Source organism: Microbacterium sp. 2216-1 (assembly GCF_046507855.1).
Classification (GTDB): domain Bacteria; phylum Actinomycetota; class Actinomycetes; order Actinomycetales; family Microbacteriaceae; genus Microbacterium; species Microbacterium esteraromaticum_C.
The window spans coordinates 127,263-144,969 of record NZ_JBKFTM010000005.1 but is presented as its reverse complement, the minus strand read 5'-3'; the positions used below and the strand labels follow the sequence as shown (position 1 = coordinate 144,969).

General features: G+C 70.4%; 20 protein-coding genes and 1 riboswitch. Of the genes, 11 read left to right on the top strand and 9 right to left on the bottom strand.

Features of this window, described 5'->3' with window-relative positions; genetic code table 11:
- Positions 1-47 precede the first annotated feature (47 nt).
- Positions 48-157, top strand: a riboswitch (TPP riboswitch).
- From ACLD0U_RS13610 to ACLD0U_RS13600, 3 genes are all read left to right on the top strand, one after another.
- Complete coding sequence (locus ACLD0U_RS13610; RefSeq protein ID WP_206821536.1) at positions 150-788, top strand: ECF transporter S component; 639 nt, start codon at positions 150-152, stop codon at positions 786-788. It overlaps the preceding riboswitch by 8 nt.
- Positions 789-804: 16 nt before the next feature.
- The gene (locus ACLD0U_RS13605; protein ID WP_410340935.1) at positions 805-2,277 is read left to right on the top strand and encodes an ABC transporter ATP-binding protein; all 1,473 of its coding nucleotides are present in this window, start codon (positions 805-807) and stop codon (positions 2,275-2,277) included.
- A complete protein-coding gene (locus ACLD0U_RS13600; protein WP_410340934.1) occupies positions 2,274-3,062 on the top strand; it encodes an energy-coupling factor transporter transmembrane component T family protein in 789 nt (262 codons plus the stop codon). The genes ACLD0U_RS13605 and ACLD0U_RS13600 overlap by 4 nt, the downstream gene beginning before the upstream one ends.
- A 42-nt stretch (positions 3,063-3,104) precedes the next feature.
- Here ACLD0U_RS13600 and ACLD0U_RS13595 read toward each other — a convergent pair whose 3' ends face one another.
- Entirely contained in the window at positions 3,105-3,842 is a 738-nt protein-coding gene (locus ACLD0U_RS13595; RefSeq protein WP_410340933.1) for a phosphotransferase, read from the bottom strand.
- A gap of 140 nt (positions 3,843-3,982) precedes the next feature.
- Positions 3,983-4,345, bottom strand: coding sequence for a DUF488 domain-containing protein (locus ACLD0U_RS13590; protein ID WP_410340932.1), 363 nt, complete (start codon positions 4,343-4,345; stop codon positions 3,983-3,985).
- 124 nt (positions 4,346-4,469) lie between these two features.
- On the opposite strand from ACLD0U_RS13590, the gene ACLD0U_RS13585 reads away from it, so the two are divergent.
- Both ACLD0U_RS13585 and ACLD0U_RS13580 read left to right on the top strand, forming a co-directional pair.
- Entirely contained in the window at positions 4,470-5,231 is a 762-nt protein-coding gene (locus ACLD0U_RS13585) for an SDR family NAD(P)-dependent oxidoreductase (protein ID WP_410340931.1), read from the top strand.
- A 32-nt stretch (positions 5,232-5,263) separates the two neighbouring features.
- Positions 5,264-6,094, top strand: coding sequence for an SDR family oxidoreductase (locus ACLD0U_RS13580; protein WP_410340930.1), 831 nt, complete (start codon positions 5,264-5,266; stop codon positions 6,092-6,094).
- Positions 6,095-6,326: 232 nt separating this feature from the next.
- Here ACLD0U_RS13580 and ACLD0U_RS13575 read toward each other — a convergent pair whose 3' ends face one another.
- Positions 6,327-6,989 (bottom strand): bifunctional 4-hydroxy-2-oxoglutarate aldolase/2-dehydro-3-deoxy-phosphogluconate aldolase, encoded by a 663-nt coding sequence (locus tag ACLD0U_RS13575; RefSeq protein ID WP_410340929.1) that lies wholly within the window; start codon positions 6,987-6,989, stop codon positions 6,327-6,329.
- A 62-nt stretch (positions 6,990-7,051) separates the two neighbouring features.
- Here ACLD0U_RS13575 and rlmN point away from each other — a divergent pair, with 62 nt between their 5' ends.
- Together rlmN and ACLD0U_RS13565 are read left to right on the top strand one after the other, a co-directional pair.
- Positions 7,052-8,320 carry a 23S rRNA (adenine(2503)-C(2))-methyltransferase RlmN gene (gene rlmN / locus ACLD0U_RS13570; protein WP_218847908.1) on the top strand — a complete coding sequence of 423 codons (1,269 nt, stop codon included), beginning with the start codon at positions 7,052-7,054 and terminating at the stop codon, positions 8,318-8,320.
- Between the two features lie 80 nt (positions 8,321-8,400).
- On the top strand, positions 8,401-8,889 hold the full coding sequence (locus ACLD0U_RS13565; RefSeq protein ID WP_410340928.1) for a SixA phosphatase family protein: 489 nt from the start codon (positions 8,401-8,403) through the stop codon (positions 8,887-8,889).
- Here ACLD0U_RS13565 and ACLD0U_RS13560 read toward each other — a convergent pair.
- Positions 8,878-9,444 (bottom strand): TetR/AcrR family transcriptional regulator, encoded by a 567-nt coding sequence (locus ACLD0U_RS13560; RefSeq protein WP_179409799.1) that lies wholly within the window; start codon positions 9,442-9,444, stop codon positions 8,878-8,880. The genes ACLD0U_RS13565 and ACLD0U_RS13560 overlap by 12 nt on opposite strands.
- Positions 9,445-9,508: 64 nt before the next feature.
- On the opposite strand from ACLD0U_RS13560, the gene ACLD0U_RS13555 reads away from it, so the two are divergent.
- Positions 9,509-10,114 (top strand): NAD(P)H-dependent oxidoreductase, encoded by a 606-nt coding sequence (locus ACLD0U_RS13555; RefSeq protein WP_410340927.1) that lies wholly within the window; start codon positions 9,509-9,511, stop codon positions 10,112-10,114.
- 15 nt (positions 10,115-10,129) lie between these two features.
- Here ACLD0U_RS13555 and ACLD0U_RS13550 read toward each other — a convergent pair whose 3' ends face one another.
- Complete coding sequence (locus ACLD0U_RS13550) at positions 10,130-11,578, bottom strand: PLP-dependent aminotransferase family protein (RefSeq protein WP_410340926.1); 1,449 nt, start codon at positions 11,576-11,578, stop codon at positions 10,130-10,132.
- A gap of 19 nt (positions 11,579-11,597) precedes the next feature.
- On the opposite strand from ACLD0U_RS13550, the gene ACLD0U_RS13545 reads away from it, so the two are divergent.
- From ACLD0U_RS13545 to ACLD0U_RS13535, 3 genes are all read left to right on the top strand, one after another.
- Positions 11,598-11,918: a hypothetical protein gene (locus ACLD0U_RS13545; protein WP_410340925.1), complete on the top strand. Its 321-nt coding sequence runs from the start codon at positions 11,598-11,600 to the stop codon at positions 11,916-11,918.
- A gap of 90 nt (positions 11,919-12,008) precedes the next feature.
- Positions 12,009-13,667 (top strand): DUF4407 domain-containing protein, encoded by a 1,659-nt coding sequence (locus tag ACLD0U_RS13540; RefSeq protein ID WP_410340924.1) that lies wholly within the window; start codon positions 12,009-12,011, stop codon positions 13,665-13,667.
- Between the two features lie 12 nt (positions 13,668-13,679).
- Complete coding sequence (locus tag ACLD0U_RS13535) at positions 13,680-14,162, top strand: hypothetical protein (RefSeq protein WP_410340923.1); 483 nt, start codon at positions 13,680-13,682, stop codon at positions 14,160-14,162.
- Positions 14,163-14,194: 32 nt separating this feature from the next.
- Here ACLD0U_RS13535 and ACLD0U_RS13530 read toward each other — a convergent pair whose 3' ends face one another.
- Genes ACLD0U_RS13530 through ACLD0U_RS13515 form a run of 4 tightly spaced genes read right to left on the bottom strand, consistent with a single transcriptional unit; the run spans position 14,195 to position 17,616 of the window.
- Entirely contained in the window at positions 14,195-15,004 is an 810-nt protein-coding gene (locus ACLD0U_RS13530; RefSeq protein WP_410340922.1) for an FAD:protein FMN transferase, read from the bottom strand.
- Positions 15,001-15,528 carry an FMN-binding protein gene (locus ACLD0U_RS13525; protein WP_410340921.1) on the bottom strand — a complete coding sequence of 176 codons (528 nt, stop codon included), beginning with the start codon at positions 15,526-15,528 and terminating at the stop codon, positions 15,001-15,003. The genes ACLD0U_RS13530 and ACLD0U_RS13525 overlap by 4 nt, the downstream gene beginning before the upstream one ends.
- Before the next feature lie 15 nt (positions 15,529-15,543).
- Complete coding sequence (locus ACLD0U_RS13520) at positions 15,544-16,953, bottom strand: ferric reductase-like transmembrane domain-containing protein (protein WP_410340920.1); 1,410 nt, start codon at positions 16,951-16,953, stop codon at positions 15,544-15,546.
- A gap of 57 nt (positions 16,954-17,010) precedes the next feature.
- Complete coding sequence (locus ACLD0U_RS13515; protein WP_410340919.1) at positions 17,011-17,616, bottom strand: hypothetical protein; 606 nt, start codon at positions 17,614-17,616, stop codon at positions 17,011-17,013.
- Positions 17,617-17,707: the final 91 nt, after the last annotated feature.

The following is a 17,707-nucleotide window of genomic DNA, read 5'->3' as shown; positions in this document are numbered from 1 at the left end:
GTCCACGCTACCCAACGTCCCTGTGTGCGGTCGGCGGGATATGATCGATGAACCACCACGGGAGTCCGGACCGCCGGGCTGAGAGGAAGCGAAGAGCGCTTCGACCGTCGAACCTGATCCGGATCATGCCGGCGCAGGGAGGAGTTCCTATGAGCACGTCCACGTCCAGTTCCGCGTCCACGAACACGGGGCGTATGCGCCCCGAGATCTGGCGCTGGCGCATCGTCGACATCGTCGTCGCCAGCGTGCTGGGCGTCGCCTGCGGTGTTCTGTTCCTGCTGTGGAACGTTGGCTACCTCGGCCCCAAGGCGCTGCTCGACCCGCTGCTGCCCGGCGTGCAGGGACTGCTCGACGGGCCGTGGCTGATCGCCGGCGTGCTGGGTGGCCTCATCATCCGCAAGGCCGGCGCTGCGATCTACGTCGAGACCCTCGCCGCCGTCGTCTCGGCCCTGGCCGGCGCGCAGTGGGGCGGGTTCCTCACCATTGAGGCCGGACTCGTGCAGGGCCTCGGCGCCGAACTGATCTTCCTGCTCTTCGCGTACCGTGTCTGGTCGCTGCCCGTGGCGATGCTCGCCGGCGCCGGCGCCGCCCTGCTGGGCGGGATCAACAACATGATCCTGTGGTTCGCGGGTGCCGACGCAGCCTTCACCGTCGTCTACCTGATCTGCACCGTCATCTCGGGCGCCGTACTCGCCGGTCTGCTCGGCTGGCTGCTCGCCCGGGGCCTCGCGGCTACCGGTGCTCTCGACCGCTTCGGCTCGGGCCGAGAGGTGCGCAAGCGGGTCTGACCGACCGGCGATCGCCATGGTGTCAGGAGGGATCGCGCCCGCCGCGGTCGAGGCGCGTGGATGGGGCTGGCGGCACGCCAGTCGCCTCGCCTGGGCGGTGCGCGATGTCACGCTGCGCATCGATCCCGGTGAGCGGGTGCTGCTGCTCGGCGCCTCGGGTGCCGGTAAGTCGACGCTCATGCATGGCCTGGCCGGTGTGCTCGGTGGCGATGAGGAGGGCGAGGCCGAGGGCGAGCTGCTCATCGATGGCCTGCCCGCCGCGGCTGCGCGGGGCCGGGCCGGTCTTGTGCTGCAGGACCCCGACTCGCAGGTCATCCTTGCGCGCGTCGGCGACGACGTCGCCTTCGGATGCGAGAACCTCGGCCTGCCCCGGGACGAGATCTGGCGCCGCGTCGACGCCGCGCTCGACGCCGTGGGCCTCGACGTGCCGCGGGATCGCCCGACGAAGGCGCTCTCGGGTGGGCAGAAGCAGCGCCTCGCGCTCGCCGGGTCGCTTGCGATGCGGCCGGGACTGCTGCTGCTCGATGAGCCGACGGCGAACCTCGACCCCGACGGCATCGCTGAGGTGCGCGACGCCGTGGAGCGGATGCTGGCAGCGCAGCGCACCACGCTGATCGTCGTCGAACACCGACTCGACGTCTGGTTGCCGCTGATCGACCGGGTCATCGTCATCGGGGACGACGGGTCGGGCGGCACCGGTGTGATCGCCGACGGGCATCCCGACACCGTGCTGAACCTGCATGGTGAGCGGCTCGCGCGGGCCGGAGTGTGGGTGCCGGGCTTTCCGCCGAAGCATCCCGCGCCACCGGCATCCGCTCCCGGCGACGTGCTGCTGCGCGGCGAGCACCTCGCGGTGGCGCGTGTACGCGGCACGACCGTGGCATCCGGTATCGACGTGGCCGTGCGGGCAGGTTCCACCCTCGCGATCACCGGGCCGAACGGCGCCGGAAAATCCACGCTCGGGCTCACCCTGGCGGGGCTCCTCCCGCCGGCGTCGGGCGCCGTGACGGCCTCGGATGCCCTCGCCGGCGGAGCCGGGCCGCATCCGATCCGGTGGGCGTCGCGGCAGTTGCTGACGCGCATCGGCACCGTGTTCCAAGAGCCGGAGCACCAACTGCTGGCCTCCACGGTGCAGGACGAGCTCGCCGTCGGGCCACGCTCGCTCGGGCTCTCGGAGAGCGAGATCGCCGCTCGCAGCGACGAACTGCTGCAACGGCTGCGGCTGGAACGGCTCGCGAAGGCCAACCCGTACACGCTGTCCGGTGGTGAGAAGCGGCGGCTCACCGTTGCTGCGGCGCTGGCCACCCGGCCCCGGGTGCTCGTGCTCGACGAGCCCACCTTCGGGCAGGACGCCCGCACCTGGCAAGAACTCGTGGCCATGCTCGCCGATCTGCGCGACGATGGCGCCGCGCTGGTGACGGTCACCCATGACCTCGATGTCGTCGACGCGCTGCATGCCGAGCGCTTCGCATTGGGGGTGGGCGCATGACGCTCCTGGAGACCCGGGCACGCACGGGCGCGATGGCGCAGATCAACCCGGTGGCGAAGCTGGGTGCGAGTGCGCTGATCGCCCTGCCGCTGATCCTCACCCTCGACATGGTCTCGGCCGCCGTCGCCCTGGCGCTGGAGTGCGTGCTTTTCCTGTTCGCCGGAATCGGCTGGCGGCAGTTCTGGCTGCGCACCTGGCCGGTGTGGCTGGCCGCACCGCTGACCGGTGTGACCATCGCGCTGTACGGTGAGCCGAGCGGTACCGTCTACGTCGAGTGGTTCCTGGTGCGGGTGAGTGACGGCTCGCTGGCGTTGGCGGGCGCGACCATGCTGCGGGTGCTGGCGATCGCACTGCCCTCGGTGGTGCTCTTCGTCACCGTCGATCCGACCGACCTCGCTGATGGGCTGGCGCAGACCCTGCGGCTCCCGGCGCGCTTCGTGCTGGGGGCGCTGGCGGGCCTGCGCATGGTCGGCCTGTTCGTCGATGACTGGCGTGCGCTCGAGTTGGCGCGTCGCGCCCGAGGTGTCGCCGACCGCGGGCGCGTGCGCAGGTTCCTGGGCATGGCGTTCGCGCTGCTGGTGCTGTCGATCCGACGCGGGGCGAAGCTGTCGACGGCCATGGAAGCGCGTGGGTTCGGGGCGGACGTGCGGCGCACGTGGGCGCGCCCCGCGCGCTTCGGCGCCCGCGAGTGGATGCTATTGCTCGCCGGTGCGGCGATCTCAGCATCCGCCATCATCGCCGCCGTCGCGACCGGCGCCTGGAACTTCATCCTTGGCCCCGCCTAGCGCGCTCGCGTCGCTCGCGGGAATGGGTGGGGCAGTGCGGGGTCAGGTGGCGTTCCAGAGGGCGCGGTAGTAGGCCTGGCGGGCCGGATCGGGGGCGATGCCGTATGCGGCGATGAGCGTGTCGTCCCAGCCGGGGCCGTAGTTCCACTCGGTGCTCATGGCGGCGACGGCGAGATCTGCCCAGCGGTCGGCGGTGCCCATCTGGCCGAGGTCGACGTGTGCCAGCCAGCGTCCGTCTGCGTCGAGAAGCGTGTTGGGGCAGCAGGCGTCGGCGTGCGCGACGACGAGTCGGTCGACCGGCGGCGGCGTGCGCAGGCTCTCGGGCACGCGGATGCCGCGCTGCTCGGCGGCGTCGATACGGGCGGCTACGCCCCAGCCCCACGGGCATTCTTCGACGGGCAACGCGTCGTGCCAGGCACGCAGCGCTTCTCCGACGGCGCGCACAGCCGTCTCGGGGCGCTCTCTCCAGTACGGCGATACGGCGCTGTCGCCGGAGAGAGCTGCCGTCACCAGCCACTCCTCGGTGGCATTTTCCCCGTGACTGAGCACTTGCGGAACCCGAGCCCATCGCCCCGCCCACTGCATCCGCTCCGCCTCGTCGCGCATGGTCGACTCGTCGTGGCGGGGTCCCCACTTGATGAAGAACGGCTCACCGTATTGCGGCGTCGCGCGCAGCGTCAGGCCGCCGAGGTCGTTCTGCCAGACGCATTCGAGCGCGGCGCCCCTGGCGAGCTCGCGCACGCGCGGCGGAACAACGACGGGCATCACAGGGATCGACACACCCCTCATTCTCCCCGCCCCGCGCGCCCCTGCGCCGCTGAGAAACCACTTCCCGCTCGAGAAACCACGTCTGAGGTGAATTCTCAGACGGGAAGTGGTTTCTCAGCGGAAGGGATGGGTGGGGAGGGGGAGGAGGGGGGTTACGGGGCGAGGTCGCGCAGGGCCTGCTCCAGGACGATGACGTGGTTGTGCTCGGTGTCACGCGCGGCGTAGACGAGCGTGACGACCGGATGCTCGCGCAGCTCGTCCGCGAGCGCGCGCAGCGCGCCCGCGTCGTCGGCGGCCAACTGTGCGCGATAGCGCGCTGCGTAGATCTCGAAATCGGATGCCGGGGCCGCGTGCCATTCCCGACGCAACTCGGCGGTCGGTGTGACGTCCTTGGCCCACAGGTCGATCTCTGCGTTCTGCTTCGAGAGCCCTCTCGGCCACAGCCGGTCGACCAGCACGCGGAAGCCGTCTTCGGCCGAGGGGGTGTCGTAGGCTCGCTTGCGACGCAGGTCCATGCACTCAGCATCCGCCCCTCGCGAGAGATCCGCCAGTAGTGGCGGTACTCGGAACCACGTATGCTGAGACTCAGTCGCACGCGACGCCGGGCTCAGGTGCCGTGCCGTTTCAAAGGAGAACACGATGCAGATCACCGGACAGGGCACCCTCATCACAGGCGGCGCCAGCGGTCTCGGTCTGGCCACTGCGCGGCGGCTCGCCGCAGCCGGAGCGCAGGTCACGATCGTTGACTTGCCCACCTCGAACGGTGAGGAGATCGCCGCCGAACTGGGCGGTATCTTCGCCCCGGCTGATGTGACCGACCCCGACCAGATCGCTGCGGCCGTGGCATCCGCCCAGGCGATCGCACCGCTGCGCGTCGTCGTCAACTGCGCCGGCATCGCCCCGCCCGCCAAAGTGCTCGATCGCGACGGCACCCCGACCGACCTCGATGCGTTCGAGCGGGTCGTCCGCATCAACCTCGTCGGCACCTTCAACGTCATCTCGCAGGCATCCGCCGTCATCGCGCAGAACGAGCCCACCGAGGGCGGCGACCGCGGCGTCATCGTCAACACCGCCAGCGTCGCGGCCTTCGACGGCCAGATCGGCCAGCCCGCCTACTCGGCCTCGAAGGGCGGCGTGCACGCGATGACCCTGCCGATCGCCCGCGAACTGGCCCGCCACGGCATCCGCGTGTGCACGATCGCCCCCGGGATCATGGAGACCCCGATGCTCGCGGGGCTTCCGCAGGCCGCGCAGGACTCGCTGGGCCAGCAAGTGCCGTACCCGGCGCGACTCGGAAAGCCCGACGAGTACGCCGCACTCGTCGAGAGCATCGTCGCCAACGGCTATCTCAACGGCGAGACCATCCGTCTCGACGGCGCCATCCGCATGGCCCCGAAGTAAACCCGCGTCACGCGACACGAACAGGAGTGAACATGTCACTGGCAGGAAAGACCATCCTCATGTCGGGCGGCAGCCGCGGCATCGGCCTCGCGATCGCGCTGCGCGCAGCGGCCGACGGGGCGAACATCGCGATGCTCGCGAAGACCGACAGCCCGCATCCGAAGCTCGAGGGAACCGTACACACGGCGGCCGAGGCGATCCGGGCAGCCGGCGGCCAGGCGTTGCCGATCGTCGGCGATGTGCGAGACGACGACGACATCACCGGCGCCGTGCTCAAGGCCGAGGGTGAGTTCGGCGGCATCGACATCGTGATCAACAACGCCAGCGTCATCGACCTGTCGCGTTCGACTGATCTCGCCGCCAAGAAGTACGACCTCATGCAGGACGTCAACGTGCGCGGAACGTTCATGCTCTCGCGCGCCGCGGTGCCGGTGCTGCGTGAGGCGAGCAACCCGCACATCCTCTCGCTGTCGCCGCCGCTGAACATCTCGCCGAAGTGGCTCGGTGCGCACACCGGCTACACGCTGGCCAAGTACGGCATGACGATGGCGACGCTGGGATTGGCCGCGGAGTTCGCCGCCGACGGCATCGCCGCCAACACGCTGTGGCCGCGCACGACGATCGCGACCGCCGCGGTGCAGAACCTGCTCGGTGGTGACAGGGTGATGGCCGCCAGCCGCACCCCCGAGGTCTACGCCGACGCGGCCTACGCCGTGCTGACCAAGCCGTCGCGCGAGTACACCGGCCAGACGCTGATCGTCGAGGACGTGCTCGAGGCCGACGGCGTCACGGACTTCTCGAAGTACGCGGCCGTCCCCGGCACCCCGGACGATCGGCTGTTCCCGGACATCTTCCTGGACTGACACTCCGTCTCGGACGGGTACCCCAGCGGCCGGCGGCGCTTCGTGCGCCGTCGGCCGCTGGCGTTTGCGTCGGCCGTTGGCATTCCCGTCGCACTTTCTCCCGCTTCGAGCGCCCGGATGCGGGAGAAAGTGCGACTGGAGTGGGTGGGCGGCACGAGGATGCGGGAGAAAGTGCGACCGGAGCGGCCCGCCGGCTAGCCAGTCAGCCGCCGTGGCGCCGCCGCGCCGGATGTCAGGCGCGGACGGCGGCGAGGGCCTCGGCGAAGCGGGCGGAGCGGGCCTCGAGATCGGCCCAGTCGGATGCTGCGATCGACGCGCTATTGGCGAGGTCGCCTCCGGCACCCACGGCCACGGCCCCCGCGCCGAACCAATCGGCGAGATTGTCGGGCTTCACGCCGCCGGTGGGCATGAGTGGCGCGTGCGGGAACGGACCGCGCAGCGCCCCGAGGTATGAGGGGCCGCCGAGGGATGCCGGGAAGATCTTGACGACGTCGACGCCCAGGTCGAGCGCCGTCATCACCTCGGTCGGCGTCAGTGCGCCGGTCATGACGACGGTGCCGGTGTCGAGCATCGCGCGGGTGAGGTCGGGCAGTGTGCCGGGGCTGACGAGGAATTCTGCTCCGGCGTCGGCGGCGGCCGCGGCCTGCGCGGGGGTGGTGACGGTGCCGGCGCCGATGTGGGCGCGCTCGCCGTGGCGGGCGATGAGCTCGCGGATGACGGCGGGCGCGTCGGGGGTGGAGTAGGTCACCTCGATGCCGGTGATCCCTCCGCGGATGATCGCCTCGGCAGCGTCGAGGGCGCTCTCGGGGGAGGGGGCGCGCAGGACGGCGAGGACGCCGGTCTGGCGCGTGCGGGCGAGGCGGTCGGTCATGAAGGCTCCGTTCGTCTGTTCCATTCTCCCCGCCCTAACTTGTAATTACAAGTTCTTTACGCAGGTGGCTCCCGTACCCTGGAGACATGTCAGCATCCGATGAGAACTCGCGCCCCCGTTCCACCCCGGTGCGCGCCACCGGATCTGCGCGCACCCAGGTGCGCCCCAAGACCGAGGGATGGACGCAGCAGAAGGATGCCGAAGGTCGGCCGCTGCTGCAGTTCGCCAGCCCCAAGCGCGGCAAGCCTCCCGTGCACCTGGCCGATCTGACCCCCGCCGAGCGGGTCGAGAAGGTCAAGGAGCTGGGCCTGCCCGGGTTCCGGGCCAAGCAGCTGTCGACGCATTACTTCACGCACTACACGTCCGACCCCGCGCAGATGACCGACCTGCCCGCGGCGCAGCGCGACGAGCTCGTGGCGGGCATGCTGCCGCCGCTGCTGACCGAGGTCAAGCGCCTAGAGACGGACCGTGGCGACACGATCAAGTTCCTGTGGCGCCTGCACGACGGTGCCCTGGTCGAGTCGGTGCTGATGCGCTACCCGGGGCGGATCACCCTGTGCGTGTCGAGCCAGGCCGGCTGCGGCATGAACTGTCCGTTCTGCGCGACCGGACAGGCGGGACTGACCCGCAACATGTCGACCGCCGAGATCATCGAGCAGATCGTGCGTGCGAACCGGTTGATCGCCGAGGGCGGTCTGGGCGGCAAGAAGGCCAGCGACCACAGCATGGAGCGTGTCAGCAACATCGTCTTCATGGGCATGGGTGAGCCGCTCGCCAACTACAAGCGGGTGATGGATGCCGTGCGCATCATGGTCGGCCCGCAGCCGGATGGCCTCGGCATGAGCGCCCGCGGCATCACCGTGTCGACCGTCGGCCTGGTGCCGGCGATCAAGAAGCTCGCCGATGAGGACATCCCGGTCACCTTCGCCCTCTCGCTGCATGCGCCCGATGACGAGCTGCGCGATGAGCTGATCCCGGTGAACTCGCGCTGGAAGGTCGGCGAGGCACTCGACGCGGCCCGCGAGTACTTCGACAAGACCGGACGCCGTGTGTCGATCGAGTACGCGCTGATCAAGGACATGAACGACCACCCGTGGCGCGCCGACCTGCTGGCGTCCAAGCTCAACTCGCGCGGTCGCGGCTGGGTGCACGTGAACCCCATCCCGTTGAACCCCACGCCGGGGTCGATCTGGACGGCATCCGACAAGGCCGTCCAAGACGAGTTCGTGCGGCGCCTGAACGATGCGGGTATCCCCACGACTCTGCGCGACACCCGCGGCAAGGAGATCGACGGTGCGTGCGGTCAGTTGGTCGCGACCAGCGAGGACGAGGTCGCCGCGGCCGCGATGGCCTGATCGGATGCTGACGCTCGACCGCCCGGGAAGGCAAGCCCAGGGTTGCCGAACCCAGGGCAGCTGAGTGTGACAATGGTGGCGTGAAGACGCTGCTGCTGGCCCGCCACGCGAAGTCCGACTGGGGCGATGCGTCGCTGGCCGATCATGACCGGCCCTTGAATGCCCGGGGCCGGCGCGATGCGCCGCTGATGGCCCGCAGGTTGCTTGATGAGGGCCTCCGCTTCTCCCACATCGTCTCGAGCACGGCCGTGCGGGCACGCACCACGGCGGCCGAGTATGCCGCCGCACAGGGTGTCGAGGTCGTGCAGGAACCGCTGTTGTACGCGGCGTCGGCGCGTTCGATCCTGGCGGCGGCCTCGCGCCTGCCTGATGAGGCGGAGGTTGCGATGCTCGTGGGGCACAACCCGGGCATGCAGGATGCTGTCGCCGAGCTCACGGGCGCGTTCGTCGAGTTTCCGACGTGCGCCGTCGCGGAGTGCCTCGTCGGCGTCGACTCGTGGGCCGAACTGATCGAGGGGTCGGGTCGGCTGGTGCAGCTGCGCACGCCCGCGGGGCGGTCAGCGCGCTAGCATCGCCCGCACCGCGGATTCGAACGAGGTCGTCGCCACGTCGAGGGGGAAGTGCCCGGCCGCGGCGAGCGTGCCGAGTCCGTGCACGAGCCCCCAGCACGCGGTGAGGGCACTCTCGTGCAGGCCGGCGTTGACAACCGCGCCACCGAGCAACGTCTCGAGCTCGTCGATCAGCGGTGCCATGGTCTCGGTGGGTGCGCCGGGAATGCACACGGTCGGGTCGTAGATCACGTCGAACGCATGGGGGCGTTCGACGGCGAAGCGGATGTAGGCCTGTCCGCCAGTGATCAGTGCCGCCGTCGCGTCCGGTGCGGCGGCGAGGGTGGCCCGCACGTCGTCGACGAGTTCGGCCATGCTGCGCTCGGCGAGGGTCTTGAGCAGCCCGCGCCTGTCGGAGAAGTGGTGGTACGGCGCGTTGTGGCTGACATCGGCTGCGCGCGCGACCTCGCGCAGGCTGATCTCGGTGGCGGGCTTGTCGGCGAGCAACTGCATCGCCGCGGCTTCCAGCGCGTGCGCGAGATCTCCGTGATGGTAGGCCGCTCGAGAACTTGACACGCGCAACATTGTTCCTTATCTTGACACTGTCAACCAAATAGACACTGTCAAGATTGGAACCCGCATGGCCTCCACCCTCGTCATCGACGGCCACCCCGACGACCGCTCGCTCACCGCCGAGCTCTCCCGCCGCTACGCCGCAGCGCACGGAGAAGCGCGCCTGCTCGCCCTGCGCGACCTCGACTTCGACCCGCACCTGCGTTTCGGGTACCGGCAGCGCATGACGCTCGAACCCGATCTCGTCGAGGCGAAGGCCGCCCTGCACGAGGCCAGCAACGTCGTCATCGCCGCCCCGCTGTGGTGGGGCGGTGTGCCTGCGGTGCTGAAGGGATTCTTCGACCGGGCCCTCCTGCCCCAGCAGGAGTATCGCTACAGCCCCGCGGGTCTGCCGATCGGTCTGGTCGGCGCGAACCGCGGCCGCCTGCTGCTGCTCGCCGACACCCCGTGGTTCTTCACGCCCATCACCGGCGTGCCCGCACAGACCCAGGTGGTGCGCAACACGATGAAGCTGGTCGGCATCCGCTCGGTGCGCACGCATCGGATGCTGGGGGTGAAGACTGCACCTCCCGCGCGTATCGAGGGCTGGCTCGACCGCGCCGCAGCGCTCGGCGAGCGCGACGCCGTGCGCGATCGGAACGGTGCCCCGCGCGTACCCGCCGTCGCGCACTGACGGGAACCTCGCGCGTCAGAGCGTCGCGCGGTACTGGGCCCAGGCGGCACCCAGCCGGCGCACCCCTTCGGTCAGCACGTCATCGGGCGCGGTGAACGGAATGCGGATGTGGTCGTCCGGCGACGTCGATGCGGCGAACTCGCCACTGCCCGCCACCGAGACGCCATGCACCGCCGCGACCCGGGCGAGGGCATCCGCCGATCCGATCGGAAGCCGCGCCCACAGCGAGAGCCCGCCGCGCGGTTCGACGAAGCTCCAATCGGGCAGGTGGCGGGCCATGAGCTCACGCAGCAGCCCGAGCCGGGCGTAGTGCTCGCGAGCCACCTCGCGCCGCAACTCACCCGCGTGCGCGAGCAAGTCCATCGCGAGAAGCTGCCCGGGGATGCTCGTGGACTGGTCGGCGAGCTGCCGGGCGCCACGCAGGCGCCGCACGAGCACGGGGTCGGCGCGCAGCCAGCCGATCCGAAGTCCCGCCCACGCCCACTTCGAAAGCGACTCGACCACCACCACGGGGGCATCCGCCCGCTCGGCCGCCAGTGGTGGGGGAATCACGCCGTCGAAGGCGATGCCGGCGACCACGCGGTCCTCGACGACGACCACCCCGTACTGTGCGGCCAGATCGGCGACGCGCCGTCGTGCGGCCGGCGGCAGCCGCGTGCCCGTCGGGTTCTGATGGTGCGGATTCAGGGCGACCAGCACGGGCCGCATCCGCGCCATCGCCACCTCGAGGGCCACGGGGTCGAGGCCGTCGTCTCCCATCGGGATGCCGTGCACGATGCCGCCGCGCTGGCGCACACTGTCGGTGACGCCCGGCCAGGTGACCTCCTCGGCCAGCACGACATCACCGGGAGAGACGAGCGCGTCGATCAGCAGGCTGATGGCCTGCTGCGCACCGTGGGTCACGAGGATCTGCTCGGGTGATGTCGCCGCGCCCTCAGAGGTGTACAGGTCGGCGATCAGCGCCCGCAGCGACGGCAGGCCGGCCGGATCGGTCTCGGGTAGCAGGGCGGTGGCGAGGTCGGGGTGGTGCGCACGGATCACCTGCACCCCCAGATCGGGGATTCGCGGCACCGTGCGCAACAGATCGATCGAGTTCGGCAGCGCCGAGAAGAGCACCTCACCGCGCCCGCCACGCCCCGGAGCCGACAGCGTCGACCCGGCAATGCGCGTGCCGCTGCCCTGGCGGCGTTCGACCGCACCGTGCTCGGCGAGCTCGCCGTACGCCGCGACGACTGTGCCGCGAGAGACGGCCGCGGCGGCCGCCAGCGCCCGCTCGGCCGGCAAGCGATCGCCCGGGCGCAGTTCCCCCGTGTCGATCAGGGAACGGATGCCGGCGGCGAGCCGCGCCGACAGAGTGCCGTCGCCGTGCGCCCACCGACCCAGACGTGCGGCCAGCGCCGTCGAGTCGACCGTGGCCGCGCGGTGGTCCACCAGCCGCTGATTGGCACTGTTCGTTGTGCTCATAGCGACACATTCTGGTCCAATGAGCCCGTCGCGCACCAGCCCTTCAGCCAATCCCGCGGATTTCACGTCTGATTGGACTGTCAACGAGATCCTCGACCACTATGCGGCCCACGATGCCCTGCCCTCCGGTCTCACCGCCGACACTCTGCAACGGGTCGACGATGCCCTGAGCCCGCAGCAGCCGTGGCGTCGGCCGCCACATCCGGTGGCCGTCATCCGCTCTCTCGGGGTGCGAGTGCGTCAGCATCCGCCGACCGGCGCGCGACGTGTGGCGCAACTGATCGGGTCCCTCGACGACAGCCGTGCGCCCGCGGTCGATCACACGATGGTCATCGCCTGACCGATGGGGCGGCGTCCCCATGCACGTTCCTGGGAGCCGTCCCAGCGATCGTCCGGGACTCCCACAGGCACGGTTTCCTACCCTCGAGGGATGTCCTATTCCGCACATCGCCCTGGTCGGATGGATTCCCAGGGGCGGATCTCGTTGGAGACCGACGCGTCTGACGGCTCGGTGACCGACGAGGACCTCGACTTCTTGCGACACTACGAGCCGACCGGTGCGCCCGCCCCGGCGACTCCCGTCGACCCGTCCGAGCCGGTCGACCCATCCGAGCGCGCCGAGCCCGCGCCCGCGGAGCTCCCCGAGACCGAGCCGGACTCCGTGCCGGCGAACGCGCGCAAGCCCCGCCGCGAGCGCGCCCCACGTCGCCAGCGCGCGCCCCGTGCCGAGCGCGCGCCCCGTGCCGAGGGTTCGCGCCTGCGCACCATGGCCATCCTCGGCGGTGCCGAGGGGGAGATCCTCGACCGGGTACCCGGCGAGACCCCGCGGTTCGTGCAGATGTTCTTCGTGCTGTTGGGAACAGCGCTCGTCTCGGCGATCTCGATGATGTTCGCCCTCACCACGGGCGTGCAGGTCGCGATCTGGGTGGCCGTGCCATTGGCCGTCGTCTGGGGCGGCATCATCTTCAACCTCGACCGGTTCCTGACCTCGACCATGACGTCGACGCGCAGCGTCATGAAACTGATCGCCCTCGCTGTGCCGCGCGTGGCCATGGCAGCACTGATCGGCTTCCTCGTGGCAGAACCCCTCGTGCTGCAGGTGTTCCACAACGACATCGCGCGCGAGGTGGCATCCACCAACATCACCCAGTCGCAGTCCGATCAGGCCGCCCTCGAAGAGGGACCCGAGAAGATCGCGCTCGACGCGGCATCCGCCCGGGTCGCCGCCCTCGAGAACCAGGCCGCGACGGGGATCGTCGCCGGCACCGAATCGGGCTCGGCGTCGACGGCCGCGGCGGCCTCGACCGTCGACGACGTCACCGCGAAGATGACCGAGCAGCAGCAGGTCATCGATGACGCCCGCGCGCTGTACCAGTGCGAGCTCACCGGAGAGGGCGCCGGCGAGGTGCCCGGCTGCACGGGCGTGAACGGAGAGGGCTCCAGCTCGGACGCCGCCAAGGCGCAGCTCGCTCAGGCCCAGCAGACCTACGATGCGCTCGCCGCGCAGCTGCGCGACGCCAACGATGACCTCGCCGCCGCCGAGACCGCTGCCAAGCAGAACACCTCGGCCTCGGAGGCCACCAACCGTCAGCAGGCGCAGGACCAGTTGCCCGCCGCGCAGCAGAGCTACGAGCAGGCCCTTGCGGCGTACAACGCCCGCGCCGATTCGGTGGCCGCCGGCAACGCGCAAGCCGTCGGCCTGCTCAGCCAGATCACCGGACTGAAGAACCTCGCCGCGAAGGAGCCCGCCATCTGGTGGGCGCATGTGCTGATCGCGGCGCTGTTCTTCATGATCGAGCTGCTGCCGGTGATCGTGAAGGTGCTCACCAGCTGGGGAGACCCCTCGCTGTACGAGAAGGCGAAAGCGATCCGCAAGCAGGTCGATCTCGATCGCGTGACCGCTGACGGCTTCCGCGATCGCGCCGCGATCGTCGCCGAGAACGCCTCGCCATCTCCTGCGGTCGGCTTCACTGAGGCGGCGGATGCTGTCCGTGAGCCGGATGCCCGGGCTTCTGACCCTGCCATCGATCCCGGTCCGCCCACTGTGCCGATGACGCGTGCCGATCTGCGCGAACCGGCGGGCGTCTGAGAGGCTGTCGCCATGAACCGACGCGGAATGGTATCTCTGGCCGGTGTGGTGGCGGTGGCGCTGTACGCCGTGTGGGCGGCCGTGCAGATCTTCGTGCTGAACCCGCTGGCCGCTGCCCCCGGGCTCTCACTTGATGAGGTCTATGCCGAGATGGCGGCCGTCGGCGAGACGATGCCCGTCGGGTTCGGGCTGGGAGTGCTGGCGGTCGGCGTCGTCATCGCGATCGTCATCGCGGTGCTCGGCATGCGCGCCGACCTCGACCCCGAGGTGCTGATGCTGCTCTTCCTGATCGTCTTGGTGCTCGGTGCTCCGGCCTACTTCGTCGCCTCGTTCGCTCCGGGAATGAGCCTTGCCGACACGTTCTTCATCTCCGGCGCGGATGCGTCTCCCTGGGCCGCACCGCTGTACATCACCAGCCTGCTGGCCTCGGCGGGCATCGTCTGGCTCGTCGTGCGCCTGGCGCGGAGCCGCCCGGTCGCCGTGTCGGTCGCCTGATCGGCTGACGGGGCGTCCTGCCCGGGCGGATCTCAGCATCCGCTCCCGGCCGTCTCGACACACACCTCGATACCCGCTTCGGTACCGGTGATCCATCGCCGCACGTGCCCGGCGCGATCCACGGTCATGCCTGACGTTTCTCGCGCCGTCAGGACACCGGCGAAGCCATCGATCCCGGCGGCGACGGCCGCCGTGGCCCAGACGTCTGCTCGGGTCAGACCATCGGCGAGCACGGTGGCCGAGACGATACCGGTCGCCGGTGAACCGGTGCGCGGATCGATGATGTGTGCACCGCGTTCCGCGCTGCCCGAGGTCGCGATCGCACCGTTGCGGATCGGTACGGTGGCGATGACCCGACGGCGGTCCGAGGGGTCGACGATACCGACGTTCCAGGTGTGCTCCCCATCGTCCGCGCTGAACACCTGCATGTCGCCGCCCACGTCGAGGGCGGCGGCGACCGCTCCGCCGGGTCGCACCAGCGGACCCAGCGCCTGGCGTGCGGCGCGTTCGGCCGCCCAGCCCTTGACCAGGCCGGTGGGGTCGAACCAGCCGTGTCGCCAGGCGTCGAACAGCCCGCCGGTCTCGTCGGCCATCGTGAGGCACGCCGCCCGCACATCGGCGACCCACGGATCCGCGTCTGCGGGGTCGAGGTCGGCGCGTGCGATCCTGCGGACGTCCGATCCGTCGTCGTACGTGCTGAACACGCGGTCGGCGCGGCGCAGCACCGCGAAACAGTCGCGTGCAGCCGCAGCGGCCGTGGCCCGGTCGGCGCCGATGACGTGCACGCTCGCGACCGTGCCCATCACCTCGCACGTGTCGACGTGCCGTGCGCGCCTGGTCATGCGCGTGCCTGGTCGATCGCGCTCTGCAGCGACTCCACGTACCCGCGGCTGGTGTAGGTGGCACCCGAGACCAGATCGATGCTCGAGGACTGCGATGCGGTCGTCTCGGACACCAACAGCGGGATGGCTCGGCTGTTGATCTGCTGATCGCGGTGGTTGGAATCGGGATAGTCGATCACGTCGACGGATGCGATGCTGCCGCCGCTCACGCTGATCTGCACCTGCACGGGTCCGTAGCGTGTCGACGCCGCATCGCCGGTATAGGTGCCGTCCTGAAGTGCTGAGGATGATGATGCGCCCGCCTCGGACGAAGAGCCCGTGCCGTCGGAGGCGGTCGTGCTCGTGTCGGATGGCACGGATGATGACGATGACGATGACGATGACGATGACGATGATGACGACGCCGGCAGCGCCTGCGCGGGGGTGGTCACGACGTGCGAGGTGCGGTATCCGAACAGCAGCACCAGGCCGCTGATCGTGGCGAGAGCGGCATAGCCGATCCGCAGGAGCGGGCTGGTCTTCATGTTCTCTCCTCGGTCTCAGACGGTGAAGGACTCGTGGTGCACCTGCGATGACGGGAAGCCGGCCGCGCGCACGTCGCGCAGGACCGCAGCCATCCACTGCGGGGGCCCGCACACGTACACGTCGTAGTCGAGGGGATCCGCCGCGAGGAAGCGCAGGGCGTCTGCTCCGTTCCATCCCGCGTGGCTCTCCGGCAGCCAGGCGGCGCCCGACCGGGCGCGAGCTCCGAAGAGCGCGACGTGCCGCACGCCGCGCTCGCGCTCGAGCACCGCGAGCGCCTCCGTGCGCAGGGCGGCCGCCGGAGTGGAATCCCGGGTGATGATGGTCGCCTCACCAGGGCCGTACTGTTCGCCTTCGAGCAGTGACACCAGCGGCGCGACTCCTGCGCCGGCGCCGATCAGCAGCATCCGCCGTCCGCTTCGCCGCTCGCCGGTCATCGCACCGTACGGGCCCTCGATGAGCACCCGGGTTCCCGGGGTCAGCGCCGTCAGGCGCTCGGTGCCGTCCCCGACCACGCGCGCCGAAATAGTCAACTCGTCGCGCGTCGGCGCTGCCGACAGCGAGAACGGGTGCCCCCGCGTCCAGCCGGGGCCGTCGAGGAAGCGCCAGACGAAGAACTGCCCCGGCCGGGCGCCCAGGCGGTGCACGGCGCCGCCGCGCATGCGGACCGTGACACCATTGGAGCCGTCCGGAGACACCTCGGACACCCGCAGCCGGAGCCGGGACGACCGCGCCAGCGGAACGATCACGCGGTAGGCGACCACGGCGATCGCCGCGGCGATCCACAGGCCCCACCAATACCAGGTCGCCGCCGTGGAAGCCGTGAAGTCGGCACCCGTCCAGAGCTGGTGGGGCAGGGCGAGCCCCGCTCCGAGGTAGGCGTACAGGTGCAGCAGATGCCACGATTCGTACCGAAGGCGCCGACGGGTCCGGCGAATGGAAGTCAGCGTGACGAGCACCACCAGCACGGTGCCGGCGAGCGCCAGCAGCATGCCGGGGTAGTCGACGACGAACTCGACGAACTGCGCGATCGGGTCGACACCTGCGGCCACGGCGTACCCGAGCGTCTGCAGAGCCAGATGCGCCAGCATGAGAGCGAACGACCAAAAGCCCGTGAGCCGGTGCATCCTGGTCATGCCGTCCTTGCCGAAGCCCCGCTCGAACAGCGGGATCCGCGCCATCAGCAGCACGAGCAGCAGCAACAGATTGGACGAGACCAGTCCGGTGAGGCGTCCGAGGGCGTTGAGGGTCTCGGCACCGCCGCCGAGCAGGGCATCGACACCTCCGCCGCCGACCCAGAGGGCGACGACGAAGAGACTCGTCGACCAGACGACGATGACGGCGCCCAGCCGCCACGCCTCGAGACGGCGGAGCGCGTTCTGCGCACGAGGGGCTGTGAAGGCCGGTGCGTGAGGGGAAGCCACCATGATCGTGCTCCGGTTCTGGTCGCTGTCGAGTCCTGCGAGGTCGTCCGATGGCGCCGGTCAGGACGCGGAGGACTCCTGCGGGGTCGGCGTTTGCTCGGTGTCGTCGTCCTGCTGGGTGCCGTTGTCCTGCTCGGTGCCGTTGTCCTGCGACGTGCCGTCGCCGTCGCCGTCGGCGTCGCGATCGCCAGGACCGCGCTGGTCGCCGTCCCCGTCACGATCACCGTGCGGGCCGCGGTTCTCACCCGGGCCGGATGCGCCGCGGCCGGGGCCGTCGCCATCGCCCTGCTCGCCGTTCTGACCGCCGCCCGGCTGGCCGCCGGGGCCCCAGCTCTGGATCTGCTGCCCGGCAGGCTGCAGCTCACCGTGGGCGGCCCAGCCCGCGCCGGCTCCGATGCCGAGGAGCGCGACCCCGGCGACGCCGGCCGCGGCGATGCGCACGCCGGTGCGGCTCCAGAACGGCCGGGACTCCGCAGATGCTTGTGGTGCGGATGCCTGTGGTGCGGCATCGGCTGCCGCCGCGCCGGCGGCCGGGGGTGTCTGCTGCGCCGTATCCGCAGGCGGAGTCAGCGGCAGCGTCGCACCGTCGTTCTGGGTCTGCGTAGCATCCGCGGTCGCAGCGTCGTCCGAAGCGGGAGTGGCGGGTGTGTCGTTGTTCTCTGTCATGAGGGAACTGTCCCGCGCGCGCACCAAGAGAACGCCAAGAATCCGACTCTCACGGCGACCTCATAGCCGACCGATCGGCGACTCTCAGCCG